This window comes from Corallococcus sp. Z5C101001, from assembly GCF_007352635.1.
Taxonomy (GTDB): Bacteria; Myxococcota; Myxococcia; order Myxococcales; family Myxococcaceae; genus Corallococcus; species Corallococcus silvisoli.
In genome coordinates this window covers 74,901-89,169 of sequence record NZ_VKLU01000002.1, presented here as the reverse complement: position 1 = coordinate 89,169, position 14,269 = coordinate 74,901, and the positions used below count along the sequence as shown (strand labels likewise).

Here is a 14,269-nt window from a genome sequence, read left to right as displayed (position 1 = left end):
CCCTCAAGCCTGCTCTTCATCCGGCTCCAGCGGCCCCCCGCCCATGCGGCCGATGTCCTCGCGGCGCACCTTGTCCACGTTGAAGCGGCGCGCGCCGGCCAGCATGCGGTCCACCGTGGCGTCGAAGGTGGGAGGCGCGCCGTCCTTGCGGAAGCGCAGGAAGTTGACGCGGGCGACGACGAAGTTCTTGAGGTAGGGGCTCTGGAGGCCGCGCTCCTTGAGGGCGGAGACGACGGCCACCACCGCGTCGTCCAGCTCCAGGAGCCGCTCCGCGCGGGCGTCGCGCACGGCCAGGGCCTCTGGCAGCGGCACGTCCTGGAAGGCGTCCACGACCTTGACGAAGGGGTGGTAGGCGCCCGCGGAGAAGCGGGGGCGCTTCTCGTAGGCGGCGCCCAGGGTGAGGAAGGACGGCTCCTCGAAGAGGTGGGCGAAGGCGGACTCCTTCCCCGGCCGGCCCGCGCCCACCAGGCCCCGGGCCATGCGGATGACCTCCAGCGAGCGCTCCTTCAGGTTGTGGGCCTTCTCCGTGTTGAGGGCCAGGATTTGATAGGCCACGTCCTCTTCGGGCAGGAGCAGCGCGACGATGGACTTCGCGCCCAGCATGCGGCTGGCGTTGAGGCGGTGGTTGCCGTTGGGTGTCCAGTAGCGGCCCTGCACTCGCACGGCGATGACAGGGTCGAGGAAGCGGTCCAGGCGCTCCATCGCGGTGGCGAGCCGCTTGACGTGGGGCTCGGACAGGTCGCGCTGGTAGGGCGTGGGCTCCACCCGGTCGATGGGGAGCACGGCGAAGACGACGGGGTGGCCGCCCAGCGGGTCGCGGTAGACGGCCAGCACCTCGCCGCCGTCCTGGCGCACCGCCTGGAGGAGCGCGTCCGGGAAGGCCACCGCCTCGCTCGCCACCTCTCCGGCGGTGAGGCCCCGCGACTTCGGTTCGGCCTTCTTGCGGCGCGGCTTGCGCGGCGTGGCCGGCTTCGACTTCGCGGGGGCGGACTTGCGGGCGGACTTCGCGGCCATGCGGAGCGGACCTCGTGCCAAGGAGGAGAGGTCCGCGAGCGTAGGCGACCGGCGAGGGCGGGCTTAAGCGCCGGACACGGTGAGCTGTCGGAAGCGGACAGTGGGCGCGCCCACGCTGCCGCCGCGGAACTGGAGGTCGCTGCCCACCGCGTCCACGTCCTTCAACATCTGGAGGAGGTGGCCCGCGACGGTGACTTCCTGCACCGGGTGCGTCAGCTCGCCGTTCTCAATCCAGAGGCCGTTGGCCCCACAGGACATGTCGCCGGACACCGGATCCGCGCCGTGGCCCAGGAGGGCGGTGACGTAGAGGCCGCGGGGGACCTCGCGGATCAGCTCCTCCGGTGGCTGGGTCCCTGGCTCCAGGTAGAGGTTGGTGTTGCCGATCCCGGGCAGCGCGCTGTAGCTCCGGGCCGCGTTGCCGGTGGTGCGCGCCTTCGCCTTGCGCGCGGTGAAGGCGTCATAGAGGAAGCCGGACAGCACGCCCTGTTCCAGGATGGGCGTCCTGCGGGTGGGGACGCCTTCGCCGTCGAAGGGCGCGGTGGCGAGCCCCCGGCGGAGCAGGCCGTCATCCACCAGCGTGACATGCGGGCCCGCGAGCTTCCGGCCCACGTGGGGCGCGAGCACGCTGGACTGCTGGTACACGGCGTTGCCGTCCGCGGCCTGGGCCAGGTTCTGCACGAAGGAGGCGGCCACCAGCGGATCGAACACCACCGGCACCTGCTGTGTCTTCACGGGCTTCGCGCCCAGCATGCGCGCGGCGCGCTTCGCCGCCTCCCGGCCAATGGACTCGGGCGACTCCAGGTCGTCGAAGAAGCGCTTGTAGTCCAGCCAGTAGCCCGTCTGGAGCTGCCCCTCCTGGGACGCCACCGGCACGGCGACCAGGTACACGTAGGTGCCGGAGTAGCCGCCCGAGGCCCCTTCGCTGGAGGCCAGGTACACCTCCGACACGAAGTCGCCCGCGGCCACGGAGTCGAAGGTGACGATGCGCGCGTCCTGTGCGCGGCCCGCGCGCTCCGCCTCCAGCGCGGCGTGGATCTTCCAGTCGCCGGGCAGCTGGGCCACCTTCGGGTCGAAGAGGGCGCCGGGGTCGCCCCGCCTGCCCAGGTCCTTCGCGGAGGGCAGGCCGTTGAGCTTGCTGGGCGCGGCGGCCTCCGCCAGTTGCACGGCCAGGTCCACCACGCGCTCCAGCCCCGCGGGCGTGAAGTCGGAGGTGTACGCGAAGCCCAGCCGGTCCTTCACGATGACCCGCACGCCCACGCCCTTGCTGGTGGCCTCCGTGAGGTCTTCAATCTGGCCCTCGCGGACGCGCACGCTGCTCTGGCGGCCCACCTCCAGGTACGCCTCCGCCTGCTTCGCGCCCCGCTTCACGGCGCGCTGGACGATCTTCTTCGCGAGCTGTTCGTAGTTCACGGTGTCCTCAGCCGACCTGGGTTCCGCCCACGGTGACGTTGTCGATGCGCACGGTGGGCAGGCCCACCCCCACGGGCAGCATCTGCCCGTCCTTCACGCAGATGCCCATGCCGGGGTCCGGCAGCGGGTCGCAGCCCACGCGGCTGATGTTCTTCAGCGCCTCCGGCCCCACGCCGATGAGGATGGCGTTCTTCACCGGGCGGCCCAGCTTCCCGTCTTCAATCTGGTAGGCCTCGCTGACCTCGAAGACGAAGTTGCCGTTGCTGATGTCCACCTGACCCCCGCCGAAGGTGGCGCAGTACAGCCCGCGCTTCACCTCCTTGAGGATGTCCTCCGGCGCGTGGTCCCCGGGCGCCAGGAAGGTGTTCGTCATGCGCGGCAGGGGCAGGCTCTTGAACGACTCGCGCCTCCCGCTGCCCGTGGAGCGCTGGTTCATCAGCTTCGCGTTGAGCTGATCATAAAGGTAGCCCTTGAGGACGCCGTTCTCGATGAGGACCTTGCGCTCGCCCGGCACGCCCTCGTCGTCGATGTTGATGGAGCCTCGGGCGCTGGACACCGTGCCGTCGTCGATGACCGTCACCAGGTCGGAGGCCACCTTCTCCCCCAGCTTTCCCGCGAAGAGCGACGTGCCCTTGCGGATGAAGTCCGCCTCCAGGCCGTGGCCCACCGCCTCGTGCAGGAGGATCCCGCTCCAGCCCGGCGCCAGCACCACCGTCTGCGGCCCCGCCACGCAGTCCACCGCGCCCAGCGTGGCGATGGCCTGTCGCGCGGCCTCCTCCGCCACGGACTCCGGCGTCACGCCGTCCCAGTAGCTGAAGGACACCCGGCCACCGCTGCCGTACATGCCCGTCCGCCGCTCGCCCTTGCGGCCCAGCGCCACCACCTGCACGCTCAGGCGGGACTGGTCCTGGGTGTCCTCGCTGAAGCGGCCGGTGGTGTTGGCCACCGCGATGCGCCGGGTCTGATCCACGTAGGAGGCGTTCACCTGCTGGATGCGCGCGTCGAAGGCTCGGGCGGCGGCGTCCGCGCGGGTGAGCAGCGCCGTCTTGCGCGCCACGGCCACGTCCTCCAGCGGCTGGGCCACCCGGTAGTGGCTGGGCACTGGCACGCGCTTGACGGGGAAGGCGCGCTCGGAGCCGCCCCCCTGGGCGATCATCGCCGCGGTGCGCGCGGCCCGGACGAGCGCCGCCTCGTCCCAGTCGTCGGAGTAGGCGTAGCCCACCTTGGCCCCGGCGATGACCCGCACGCCCACGCCCTGCACCAGCCCCACCTGGGCGCTCTTGATGCGCGACTCCTCCAGGACCACGGCCGTGGTGGACGTGCGCTCCACGTAGATTTCCGCGAAGTCCGCGCCTCGGCCCATGGCTTCCGCCAGCAGACGTTCGAGCAGACCGGGGGGCAGGAGCGGGGCGGGGCGGGCCTGCCGTGCGGCCAGGGGGGCGAGCTGGGCGGGGCGGGCGCGCCGGGGGGCGGCGGGGGCTCGGGGCATGGGGTGGCTCGTGGCGCTTGAGGAAATGGGAATGGAGGAAACCTACATCGGAGACGGGATGGTGTGCGGGGCAACGGTCCAGGGAGGGCCGGTCTTCCCTGAAAGGAACGGTCGGAGCGCATTCCCACCGTGAGGTGGGCGCTCTAAGATGTGGGCCGCTTCAACCTGGACCCACCCATGCCTCCTCGCCGTCCATCACCGTCATCGCGTTCGGGCACCGGCCGTTCGGCCGGGGGCGCGACGGCGGACCGCCGACCCAAACCCGCCGCCGGGGGAAACTCCCGCCGTGTGTCCGCCGTCCCGGACGAAGACTGGTCCGCGCCGTTGTCCGGCGAGGACGAGGGACAGGACGGGGGCGATCCGGAGCTGTACGGCGAGGCGGAGCCGGTGCGCTCGCGCACGGGCGAGACGCGGGTGGCCTCTGTCGGGGACATCCGCCCGGAGGTGGAGGAGCCGGCGGAGGAGGAGGACAACTCCGAGACGACGCGCGCCGGTCCCCCGGTGCTGGTGCTGGTGCTGGACGGGCCCGACAAGGGGCGCAAGAAGCGCTTCAAGGGCGTGCGCATGGTGCTGGGGCGCAGCAAGGACTGCGACTTCGCGCTGGGCGACCAGACGGTGTCCCGGCGGCACCTGGAGCTCGTGTACGGCGCGCAGGGCGTGGTGATGCGCGACCTGGGCGGCATCTCCGGCACCCAGGTGAACGACCAGAAGGTCGACGAGTGCATCCTGAAGCACGGGGATGAGATCTCCGTGGGCAAGACGCGTCTGCGCTTCGTGGACGAGGGCGAGCTCATCAAGGAGATGCGCGCCAAGGCGGAGTCCGGCGAGTCGGAGGAGAAGAAGGAAGAAAAGAAGGAGGAGAAGAAGGACCCGCGCCTGGATGAAAAGACCAACGCGAACTACAAGATCGCGGACCTGATGCGCGACGAGAAGGCGCGCAAGGCGGGCGTGCCCCGGCCGCGCCCGGTGCGCTCGTCGGCGCGCGAGGGCTTCCGGCTCGACTTCAAGGCGAAGGTGGGCCTGGCCGCGGGCGGCCTGGTGCTGGTGCTGATCCTCGCGGGCATGGCCATGTCGCGCGGAGGCGGGCCGCCGCCCAAGCCGCCGGTGGATCCGAACCTGCAGCGGGCCCAGGAGCTGATGCAGCGCGCGCGCGACAAGGTGCGCGATGGTGACTACCCGGACGCGGTGCGCTTCGCCCAGGAGGCGGAGAAGCTGCGCGTGGGCATCGACGTGGACGGCGTGGCCAAGGCCGCGCAGCAGCTTCAGGACATCCTGGACTCCTTCCAGGCGGTCCGTGGACTGATGGCGGAGAACCGCTTCCCGGACGCGCGCGCGAAGCTGACCGCCACGCCGCAGGGCACCGCGCGCACGGATGATGCGCGCAAGAAGCTCGAGGAGGATCTGGACACCCAGGAGCAGGCGTACTCGCTGAAGCTCGTGGAGACGGCGCTGGCGGAGCGCCGTCCGGACGACGCCCGGACGCTCATCGCGGAGCTGCCCCCGGGCACCCGGCCCATCTACGAGCAGAAGCTGACGGACCTGGAGAACCTGCTCATGAAGGAGGCGCAGCAGGCGCAGCGGCAGGCGGGCATCCGGCAGGCGGCGGCGGCGGAGAACGCCAAGCAGCGCCGCGCGGAGTTCGTGGCCGAGGCCTTCCAGGACGTGGAGCGGCGCTTCAACGGCGGGGACTTCCAGCGCGCGACGCTGGAGGTGGACCGGGTGATGGACAAGTTCCGCTCGGAGGCGGACATCCAGGCCCGGGCGCGCAACCTCAAGAAGCTCATCCCGCAGTTCCGCTCCGCCTTCGAGGAAGGCCAGAAGAAGTACGAGAGCAACTCGCTGGAGGCGTCCGTGAAGCCGCTGCGCCGCGCGGCGGACGTGTACCGGCAGATCGGCTTCGCGGGCTCGCTGGGGGACACGCTCGACAACGAGCTGGCGTCCGCGTCGGTGGCGGCGGGGCAGGCGGCCTTCAAGCGCAAGGAGTTCCCGTTGGCGGGCCGCAGCTTCCGCGAGGCCCTGCGCCTCAACCCCGGCGACTCGCGCGCCCGGGACGGCCTGGACGACCTCCAGAAGAAGGTGGAGGAGCTGTACCTGTCGGCCTACATCGCGCGTGACCGTGACCCCGCCATGGCGACGGAGACGTTCAAGATCGTCATCGAGGCGTCGGCGGAGGGCTCGGACGTGAAGCGCAAGGCGGAGATGGCGCTGAGCGACCTGCAGAAGGCCGGGGGTTCGTAGCGCGTGCCGGAGGCCGCCGCCGCGGGCGGGGCAGGGGGGCCTCCATTGCTGGATACACCTGTCGTCGTGCGCGGTCTGGAGACACCGGATGAACGAGTCGTCGTTGCGGGAGCTGGGCATGGACCTGTTCGAGGAGCGCCAGTTCGAGCGCGCCCTCGCCGTCTTCGCGGAGGCCGTCCGCCGCGTGCCCGCGGATCACCGCTCGCGCATGCTGGCGTCCCGGTGTCTGGCGGAGCTGGGGGAGCGCGAGCGCGCCGTCACCGCGTACCACGCGTGCGCGGAGGGGCTGCTGCGCCGCGACTACCTCCTGAGCGCCATGGCCGCGTGCAAGCTGGCCCTGGAGCTGTCGCCGAACGAGCGGCGCTTGAAGGAGACGCTCTTCCGCGTGCACTCGCGCGCGGCCCGCAGCGCGCCGGGCCGTGCCGCGGTGCCGCCGCCGCTGCCGCCGGAGCACCTCTATGACGGCAAGGTGGACACGGACCTGATGGGCCTGGTCGGCGAGGAGCTGTCCAACCGCGCCATCGAAGTGCTGGCCGCGCCGGACACCGGCGGCACCGCGGATCCGCAGAGCCGTCCGCCGCTGCCGCTGTTCGCGGACCTGGACCGGGACGCCTTCCTGGACCTGGTGGGGCGCATGGTGTGGCGCACCATCAAGCCGGAGCAGATCATCAGCCGCGAGGGCGAGCCGGACGACCACCTGCACGTGCTCGTCGCCGGCAAGGCGGAGGTGACGCGCAGGACGGACGGCGAGGACCGCACCCTGGGCTTCCTGGGCGGCGGCTCCATCTTCGGGGAGCTGGCGCTGCTGACCGGCGCGCCGCCCACCGCGACGGTGACGGCGGTGTCGGACTCCGAGGTCTTCGAGATCCGCCGCGAGCACCTCAACGCGGTGGCGAAGAGCCACCCGGCGGTGCCGCAGCTGCTGGCGGACTTCGCGCAGCAGCGCATGATGCGCAACCTGATGGCGAACTCCCCCCTGTTCCAGCAGCTGCCGGAGTCGGAGCGGGGCGCGTTCTTCCAGCGCTTCACCTTCCGCGCGCTCCAGGCGGGGGAGAAGGTGCTGGTGGAGGGCGAGCACTCGCAGGGCCTCTTCCTCGTGCTGGCGGGCGAGCTGGTGGTTCAGAAGGAGGACCCGGCGGGCGGCGTGGTGACGCTGGGCGTGCTGCGCGAGGGCGACGTGGCCGGGGAGATTTCGCTCCTCACCGGCCTGCGGGCCACGGCCACGGTGTCGGTGCCGCGCAAGACGGCGGCGGCGTGGCTGGAGCGAGGCGCCTTCCAGGAGCTGGTGCGGGCCTTCCCCAACATCCGGACGTACCTGGAGCAGCTGTCCGACCGGCGGCTGAAGCAGATTGGCGAGGCGCTGCGTCCGCTGGAGATCATCGACGCGGACGACATGATGCTGGAGCCGGAGACCGGGGCCGCCTGAGATGGTGCTGACACGCGCGCGGGTGGTGAGTGGCATGGCGGCGGTGGTCGCCGCGGCGCTGGTGCTCTACTTCTGGCCGCGGGAGGAGCCCGGCGTGAAGGAGGCCGTCACCCGGCGCATCATCGCGATGACGCGCGCGGCGGAGGAGAAGGACGTCGGCGAGGTGATGGAGGGCGTGTCCGACCGCTTCAAGAGCCCGGAGGGCTGGAGCAAGCAGGACGTGCACCGCATCATGGCCGCGCAGGTGCTGCGCGGTCAGTGGGTCCGCATCTTCACCACCGACATCGACGTGCAGGAGCTGTCGCCCACGCAGGGCGAGTTCCAGGCGCGCTTCATCTTCGGCCGCTCGCAGGCCGACAAGCTGGAGGACCTGGCGCGCGACAGCGTCCTCAACGCCTATTCCATCGAGGGCCTCTTCGAGAAGGAGTCCGACGGGGAGTGGCGCGTGGTGAAGGCGAAGCAGCGCCAGCTGGACCCTTCCGACCTGCTCTAGCAGGAGGGCGGCGCCTCTCCTGGGGCGCCCCCGTCCCCATCATGATGAAACCATGATGGGACGCTGGGCGTTCCATGCGGCTGGATGGAGGGCACGTGGGGATCATGGCGCTCCCTGCTGCTTGGAGGCAGCCCACGATGAAGGTCCACCTTCCAGGTCTCCTGGTCGCGCTCCTGGTGGTGTTCACCTCGCCCGTGCTGGCGCAGTCTGGCGCGGAGGCCGGGGGCTCGAGCGTCATCCTCGGCACCGTCACCGACGCGGTGACGAAGGAGCCCTTGCCCGACGTGGTCGTCACCGTGACCTCACGCGCGAGGCCGGACCTCCGCCTGACCTCCGTCACGGGCACGATGGGCCGCTACCGCATCCCCTTGCTTCCCGCGGGCGTCTACACCCTGACCTTCAAGAAGGAGGCGTATGAGACGGCTGCGCGGGAGGGAGTCCAACTCAACGTCCGACGCATCCTTCGGGTGAATACGCAGCTCATCGCGACCCCCCTCCTCCTCGCTGAGACAGTCGAGGTCACCGGTTCACGGCCGAGCATCGACATAGGGTCCACGTCCCAGGGTGTGAACATCGACCTCTGGGCGCTCGGTGACCACGAAGACCCCTGCTACACAGCCCCCGAGAGTACGAAGTCCGACTTCGACCTGCTGGCGGGTCGCTCCATCAAGGGCGAGGTCGACACGTACGACGTGCTCATCAAAGGTGGCAAGTCCATCAAGCACCCGTTGCCGGACACCCGCGGCTACAGGGTCGCCTTTCCGATTTGCAGGCGTCCGTGGGACATGGATATCGCCATCCCCGACGGCAGACCCCACTCGCTTTTCTACGCCAATTTCTACACCACGCCGATCTTTCGGAAGCCGCACCCCAGGGACGTGGCGCGCGAGTCCATCATCGGCGGGTACTTCAAGGGCTACGGGGTGAACCCCACGGTGGACACGAAGGAAGAGCGTTTCTCCACCTTCTCCGTGGACGTGGACACCGCCTCGTACGTGCTGACGCGACATGCCCTGGGGAATGGTGGAGCGCCACCGAGTGAGCAGGCGGTACGGGTGGAGGAGTTCGTCAACGCTTTTGACTACGACGACGCGACCTCTCCGGACACGCCCTTCCACGTGACGGTGGAGGGCTTTCCGTCGCCTGCCCGCAAGGGCTACCAGGTGGTGCATGTCGGCGTGAAGGCGCGAAAGGTGAACCGGGCCCCGCGCAAGCCCAGTCACCTGGTGTTCGTCGTCGACGTGGACAGCTCCAGCGCGAGGAATGAGCGCGGGCTGGAACTGGTGAAGCAAGCACTCCGGCTGCTCGTGGACGAGCTGGATGAGAGAGACCGCGTTTCCATTGTGTCCTACACGCACGACGAGCCGCATGTGCTCGGCACCAGCAACATTCGCCAGAAGCAGGACCTGCTGAGCGCCATCGACAGCCTTGGCGCGCGCTACCACTCCGACACCTTCGCAGGCATCGACCTGGGCTACGAGGTCGCGGCGAACCACCTGGTGGAGGACGGCAACAACCGCGTCATCCTCTGTGCGGGCAGAGGGGCTCTGTCCTCCCACGACAGCTCCCAGGATGCTGCATTCTGGGCGCGGGTGAAGCAGCGCGCGGCGGCGGGAATCCCCCTGTCCACCGTGAGCATCGGCGGCCTGGGAGGCGACTCCGACGACGAATCGATGAAGCGGCTGGCCCGGGAGGGCGGAGGCAACTCCTTCTCCGTGGACAGGCTGGATGAGGCCCTCCGCGGCTTCGTGCTGAACCTCCGTGGCCCGCCACAGGAGGTGGGCCACGACGTGAAACTCCAGGTGGAGTTCGACCGCGAGACGGTGTCCCGCTACCGCTTGATGGGCTACGAGCGCCGGCTGCTCAACGAGCCACGGGAGCCGGATGACAGCGTGCGTCCGGACGCAGTGGTTGATGGCCACTCCGTCACCGCGCTCTACGAGGTGAAGCTGCGCGACCCGTCCCGTCCCATCCTCGGAACACTGCGCATCCGCTACCAGCCACCCGAGGGCGGCCCGTCACAGCTCATCGAGAAGGCCTTGCCCTCCTCGCAGCTGCGCCCGGACTACGGCCAGGCCACCTCGCCCACGCGCCTGTCCTATGTCGCGGCGGCCTTCGCGGAGAAGCTGCGCGGCTCGTACTGGGTGCGTCCACTGAGCTACGAGGCGCTCGTGTCGCTGTGGGAGGCCATTGGCGCCCCGCTGAAGGACCGCCCGGACGTGGTGGAGCTGGGCGACCTCATCCGAACTGCCCAGAAGCAGGATGGGGCCCGGAATCCGGGTGGGCGGAAGGACCGCTTCGAAGCCTTCGCGCCGCTGCACACCATGGACCCCGACCGCGAACCCTCGCTTCAGTAACCTTTTCCCGCGCCTCACTGCCGCTGGAAGAGCGGCCCCGCTTCGTTGAGCCACGCCTTGGCCATGGCGGGCTGACCGGAGGTCTCCAGGCGCTTCTTGATGTCGTTGGCGCGCGTGGCGAGCTGCTCCACCGGCGCGCCCTGGGCGCGGGCCCGCACGAGCGCGAAGTAGTGTTGCTGGCAGCCGGCGGCGAAGTCGCCCTGGGCGAAGAGCAGCTCACCCAGGGCCGTGTACGCCTCCGGCATGCTGCCCGCGCCGGTGTCGGGGGCCACGGCGGTGAGCAGCACCCGGGCGCCGTCGAAGTCCTTGCGCGCGAGCAGCAGTGCGCCCTTGGCGTACTGCGCCCGGGCCAGACCCACGCCGCGCGCCGCGAGCGCCTTGTCATAGGCCGCGAGCGCGTCGTCCTGGCGCCCCGCCAGCTCCATCACGCCGCCGCGCGTGAGCCAGTACCGGTCATCGCGGTCCAGCGCGGGCATCTCCTTGCCGTCCGCCGTTCGTGCCTTCACCTCGCGGAAGGTCTTCTCGTAGGCGTCCAGCATCGCCAGCGCGCCCGCGCCGTCTCCCTGCGCCTGGAGCAGCCGCGCGCCCTCCAGCGTCAACAGGGGGGCCGTGGGCCGCTTCGCCACGGCGGCCTCGAAGGCCTGACGGGCCTCCGGAGCGCGCTTCGCCGCCAGCGCGCGGCCCCGGGTGAAGAGGGCGTAGTGCTCGTCGGGCCAGGCCTTGAGGGCCGCGTCCACCCGCGACAGCGCCTCGTCGGGGGCTCCCTTCGCCAGCGCCAGCTCCGCCTGTGCCACCTCCACGCGGGCCTGGATGGCGGGCGTCAGCTCCTTGGGGCGGGCGCGCACCTCGTCCAGCGTCGCCTGGGCGTTGTCCGGAGCGCGCCCCGCGTACAGCCGCGCCAGCGCGGACGTCACCCGCGCCAGCAGGTGGTCCGGGTTCGCGGTGGTGGCGCGGGCGAAGGCCTCCACCGCCTGCGGGAACATCCCCTCGTCGAGCAGCGCCTCGCCGTAGGCGGTGGAGAAGCGCGGGTCCCTCCACGCCGCCTCCGCCGCGCGCGCGAAGTCCTGGCGGGCCTCGGAGAGCCGCCCCTGCCGCTGCGACAACCACGCGTGGGCCAGCGTCAGCCGGGGGTTGTTGGCGCCCTGGGCCTTGAGCTCCTCCAGGAGCTTCTCCGCCTCGGCGTCCTTCCCCGCGCCCAGCAACTGCAGGGCCCGCGCGCCGTAGCGTTCGCCGGAGCGGGAGCCCAGGGCCTCGGCGCGCTCCAACTGCTCACGGGCCCTGGCGTCCGCGCCCGGCTGATGGTGCGTGAGCCACAGCTCCGTCTGGAGGTCCGCGGCCAGCGCCCGCGCGTCGCGTTGATCCGGCTCGAGCGCGAAGAGCGCCTCCAACTGCTGCTGTGCCATGAGGAGGTCGCTGGGGTTGCCCCTCACGACGGCGGTGCGCGCCGTGCGCAGGTGCGCGTCCACTTCCTGCCGCACCTGCCCCCGGTGGACGAACCACGCCACCGCCGCCGCGAGCAACACGGCGACGACGCCAATCTGGAGCAGGGCGCTGCCCAACCCCTCGCGACGCTTCCAGTCACCGTGGCCCGACGTTTCCATGGGGGTGGCCTCACGCGCAAAGATTGAAGATTGTCAGCCCGTGATGCGAAGTAGGACGGGCATGGACAGATAGGTCCGGCCCCCTGGGGTGTCAACGGGTGGGGCACCACGCACGCGGGGCGGCACGCCCCGGAGGCACGCCATGGCGGTCTACACGACACTTCCCCCCGAAGCCTTCACCCGCGTGGCGGACGCCTACGGCCTGGGGGCCGTGCACGCCGTCACGCCCATCCCGCAGGGCTCCATCAACACCAACCACCGGATGGAGACGGACGCGGGCCGCGTCTTCGTGCGCCACACGACAGTGCGCTCGGAGGATGACCTGCGCTTCGAGGCGTCCCTGCTGGAGCACCTGTCGCGCGCCCACTTCCCCGCGCCGGTGCTGCTCGTCCCGCCGGGGCCCGAGCCCTTCCTGGCGCTGCACGGCGGGAGGATCAGCGTCTTCAAGTGGCTGGCGGGCGAGGAGCTCACCCGCGACCGCCTCACGCTGGACGCGCTGGAGCGCCTGGGCGCGGAGCTGGGCAAGCTGCACCGCGTGACGCTGGCCTTTGGTGGCGCGCGGCCGAACCCCTACGGCCCGGAGGTGGTGAAGGGGTGGCTCGATGGCCTGACGCGGCGGCCGGAGCCGGAGCTGGTGGCGGTGGCGCAGGAACTGGCGGGGGCCCTGTCCCGCGCGGAGGCGGAGCACCGTGGGCTGGAGCCCCGGGGCGTCATCCACGCGGACCTCTTCCTCGACAACGTGAAGTGGCTGGGCGACCGGGTGGGCGCCTTCTTCGACTTCGAGATGGCGTGCGTGGACGCGTACGCGCTGGACGTGGCCATCACCCTCAACGCGTGGTGCTTCGAGGGGACGTACCAGCCGGCGCTGTGCCAGGCGCTCCTGCGCGGCTATCAGGACGCCCGGCCGCTGGCGGACGTGGAGAAGCAGGCCCTGTATGGCCATGCGCTCTACGGCGCGGTGCGCTTCACCACGAGCCGCATCCGGGACTACCACCTGTCCCCGCTGGGCGCGGACAAGCTCGCGCCCAAGGACTTCCGCACCTACCTCGCCCGGGCGCGGGCCCTGGGCGAGATGGGGCCGGACGGATTCAGGGCGCTCGTCGGCGTGTGAGGCGGAGCGGCTAGATGCCGGAGAGGATCTTCCACTCGCCGTCGATCTTCTGGAACACCATCTGCTCCAGCTCCGAGTCCTGCTGGGGCCGGGGCGTGAGGCCGGGCATGCGCCAGGACGCGTTCCAGTAGTAGATGGCGCGGGCCACGTTCTCCTTCTCGTGGACCTCCACCTTGCGGATGTTGAAGTCCACCTTGGGGCTCTGCAGCTTCTGGAAGAGCGCCTGGAGGTGGGGGCCCAGGTTCTCCGCGGTGAGGTCGTCCGAGGTGTCCTCGGTGCCGCCGTCCTCGCGGAACTTCGGGGACACCAGGGCCTGGATGGCCTTGACGTCGCGGGCCTCCAGGGCGGTGCGGTAGCGCTCCATCACGGCGAGGATGGCGCGGGTGTCGTCGGTGTCCTCCAGCTCGGTGCCGGGGATGCGCTTCGGAGCGCACGCGGCCAGGAGGAAGACGGCGCAGAGGGCGAGGAAGCGTTTGTTCATGGCGGGGCCTTATGGGTTCAACCGCATTTGTGTCAACCCATTCCCAGGCCCCGCCCGCACCGTGCGCTTTGACTATTTGGCGCGGATGACTTCAGCGATGAAGCGATTGAGGACGGGCAGCTCGTTGTCGAGGATCTTCAGGCCCTCCGTCTTGATGAGCGGCTCGGCGATCATCGCCACGGGCTTGAGCAGGAAGGGCACCTTGAGGGACAGCTCGCCGTCCATGGTGCGCTCCGTCTGGCCGTTGCCCAGGTCGCGCAGCCGCAGCACGCCCGTGTTCACCAGCATCTTGGCGATGGTCTGGGACGTGGGCGTGTTGGTGAACGACAACTCCTTCTTGCGCTTGTCGTAGGTGGACGTCTCGATGAAGGCGAACCACTCCGGAGACACCTTCTTGGGGCCGACGGAGGAGATGACGGGCTTCGGACGGTAGCGCACGCGGCGGTGCACGCGGTCGCCGTCGACGCGCACCTCCAGGGGCTGCAGCTCCAGGAGCACGCCGTGGTGCTGGAGGAGGTACGGGAAGTAGCGCTCGTCGAGGAGCGCGCGCTCCACCTCATCCACCGTGCCCTCAATCCGTTGCCGCTTCTCGAAATGCATGCGCCATCCACCTTTTCGTCAATGCGTGAGTCGTCCGCGGGGCCCGCGT

Annotated in this window: 11 protein-coding genes; 5 read left to right on the top strand and 6 right to left on the bottom strand. The window is 70.6% G+C overall.

What is annotated here, in order from left to right:
* Positions 1 to 3: 3 nt before the first annotated feature.
* The 3 genes from FOF48_RS05980 to FOF48_RS05970 all read right to left on the bottom strand — a co-directional run bounded on the left by FOF48_RS05980 (position 4) and on the right by FOF48_RS05970 (position 3,913).
* On the bottom strand, positions 4 to 1,014 hold the full coding sequence (locus tag FOF48_RS05980) for a ParB/RepB/Spo0J family partition protein (protein WP_143899200.1): 1,011 nt from the start codon (positions 1,012 to 1,014) through the stop codon (positions 4 to 6).
* 63 nt (positions 1,015 to 1,077) lie between these two features.
* Positions 1,078 to 2,424 (bottom strand): TldD/PmbA family protein, encoded by a 1,347-nt coding sequence (locus tag FOF48_RS05975; protein WP_143899199.1) that lies wholly within the window; start codon positions 2,422 to 2,424, stop codon positions 1,078 to 1,080.
* A gap of 7 nt (positions 2,425 to 2,431) precedes the next feature.
* Positions 2,432 to 3,913 carry a TldD/PmbA family protein gene (locus FOF48_RS05970; RefSeq protein WP_143899198.1) on the bottom strand — a complete coding sequence of 494 codons (1,482 nt, stop codon included), beginning with the start codon at positions 3,911 to 3,913 and terminating at the stop codon, positions 2,432 to 2,434.
* Positions 3,914 to 4,201: 288 nt separating this feature from the next.
* Here FOF48_RS05970 and FOF48_RS05965 point away from each other — a divergent pair, with 288 nt between their 5' ends.
* From FOF48_RS05965 to FOF48_RS05950, 4 genes are all read left to right on the top strand, one after another.
* Entirely contained in the window at positions 4,202 to 6,151 is a 1,950-nt protein-coding gene (locus FOF48_RS05965; RefSeq protein WP_255441951.1) for an FHA domain-containing protein, read from the top strand.
* Between the two features lie 88 nt (positions 6,152 to 6,239).
* Entirely contained in the window at positions 6,240 to 7,577 is a 1,338-nt protein-coding gene (locus tag FOF48_RS05960; RefSeq protein ID WP_143899196.1) for a cyclic nucleotide-binding domain-containing protein, read from the top strand.
* 1 nt (position 7,578) lies between these two features.
* The gene (locus FOF48_RS05955; protein ID WP_143899195.1) at positions 7,579 to 8,070 is read left to right on the top strand and encodes a hypothetical protein; all 492 of its coding nucleotides are present in this window, start codon (positions 7,579 to 7,581) and stop codon (positions 8,068 to 8,070) included.
* 137 nt (positions 8,071 to 8,207) lie between these two features.
* Positions 8,208 to 10,427 carry a von Willebrand factor type A domain-containing protein gene (locus tag FOF48_RS05950; RefSeq protein ID WP_186001802.1) on the top strand — a complete coding sequence of 740 codons (2,220 nt, stop codon included), beginning with the start codon at positions 8,208 to 8,210 and terminating at the stop codon, positions 10,425 to 10,427.
* Between the two features lie 14 nt (positions 10,428 to 10,441).
* On the opposite strand, the gene FOF48_RS05945 is transcribed toward FOF48_RS05950, so the two are convergent.
* Positions 10,442 to 12,028: a tetratricopeptide repeat protein gene (locus FOF48_RS05945; protein WP_143899193.1), complete on the bottom strand. Its 1,587-nt coding sequence runs from the start codon at positions 12,026 to 12,028 to the stop codon at positions 10,442 to 10,444.
* 142 nt (positions 12,029 to 12,170) lie between these two features.
* Between FOF48_RS05945 and FOF48_RS05940 the strand changes: the two genes are divergently transcribed.
* Positions 12,171 to 13,139, top strand: coding sequence for a homoserine kinase (locus FOF48_RS05940; protein ID WP_143899192.1), 969 nt, complete (start codon positions 12,171 to 12,173; stop codon positions 13,137 to 13,139).
* Between the two features lie 10 nt (positions 13,140 to 13,149).
* Here the strand turns inward: FOF48_RS05940 and FOF48_RS05935 are convergent, their stop codons facing one another.
* Both FOF48_RS05935 and FOF48_RS05930 read right to left on the bottom strand, forming a co-directional pair.
* Positions 13,150 to 13,620, bottom strand: coding sequence for a nuclear transport factor 2 family protein (locus FOF48_RS05935; protein ID WP_143899191.1), 471 nt, complete (start codon positions 13,618 to 13,620; stop codon positions 13,150 to 13,152).
* Between the two features lie 72 nt (positions 13,621 to 13,692).
* On the bottom strand, positions 13,693 to 14,220 hold the full coding sequence (locus FOF48_RS05930; RefSeq protein ID WP_143899190.1) for a hypothetical protein: 528 nt from the start codon (positions 14,218 to 14,220) through the stop codon (positions 13,693 to 13,695).
* Between the last annotated feature and the right edge of the window lie 49 nt (positions 14,221 to 14,269).

Coding starts and splice junctions, on each gene's coding strand:
- FOF48_RS05960 (WP_143899196.1), top strand. CDS start 6,240: ATGAACGAGTCGTCGTTGCGGGAGCTGGGCATGGACCTGTTCGAGGAG.
- FOF48_RS05980 (WP_143899200.1), bottom strand. CDS start 1,014: ATGGCCGCGAAGTCCGCCCGCAAGTCCGCCCCCGCGAAGTCGAAGCCG.
- FOF48_RS05935 (WP_143899191.1), bottom strand. CDS start 13,620: ATGAACAAACGCTTCCTCGCCCTCTGCGCCGTCTTCCTCCTGGCCGCG.
- FOF48_RS05970 (WP_143899198.1), bottom strand. CDS start 3,913: ATGCCCCGAGCCCCCGCCGCCCCCCGGCGCGCCCGCCCCGCCCAGCTC.
- FOF48_RS05940 (WP_143899192.1), top strand. CDS start 12,171: ATGGCGGTCTACACGACACTTCCCCCCGAAGCCTTCACCCGCGTGGCG.
- FOF48_RS05945 (WP_143899193.1), bottom strand. CDS start 12,028: ATGGAAACGTCGGGCCACGGTGACTGGAAGCGTCGCGAGGGGTTGGGC.
- FOF48_RS05955 (WP_143899195.1), top strand. CDS start 7,579: ATGGTGCTGACACGCGCGCGGGTGGTGAGTGGCATGGCGGCGGTGGTC.
- FOF48_RS05930 (WP_143899190.1), bottom strand. CDS start 14,220: ATGCATTTCGAGAAGCGGCAACGGATTGAGGGCACGGTGGATGAGGTG.
- FOF48_RS05950 (WP_186001802.1), top strand. CDS start 8,208: ATGAAGGTCCACCTTCCAGGTCTCCTGGTCGCGCTCCTGGTGGTGTTC.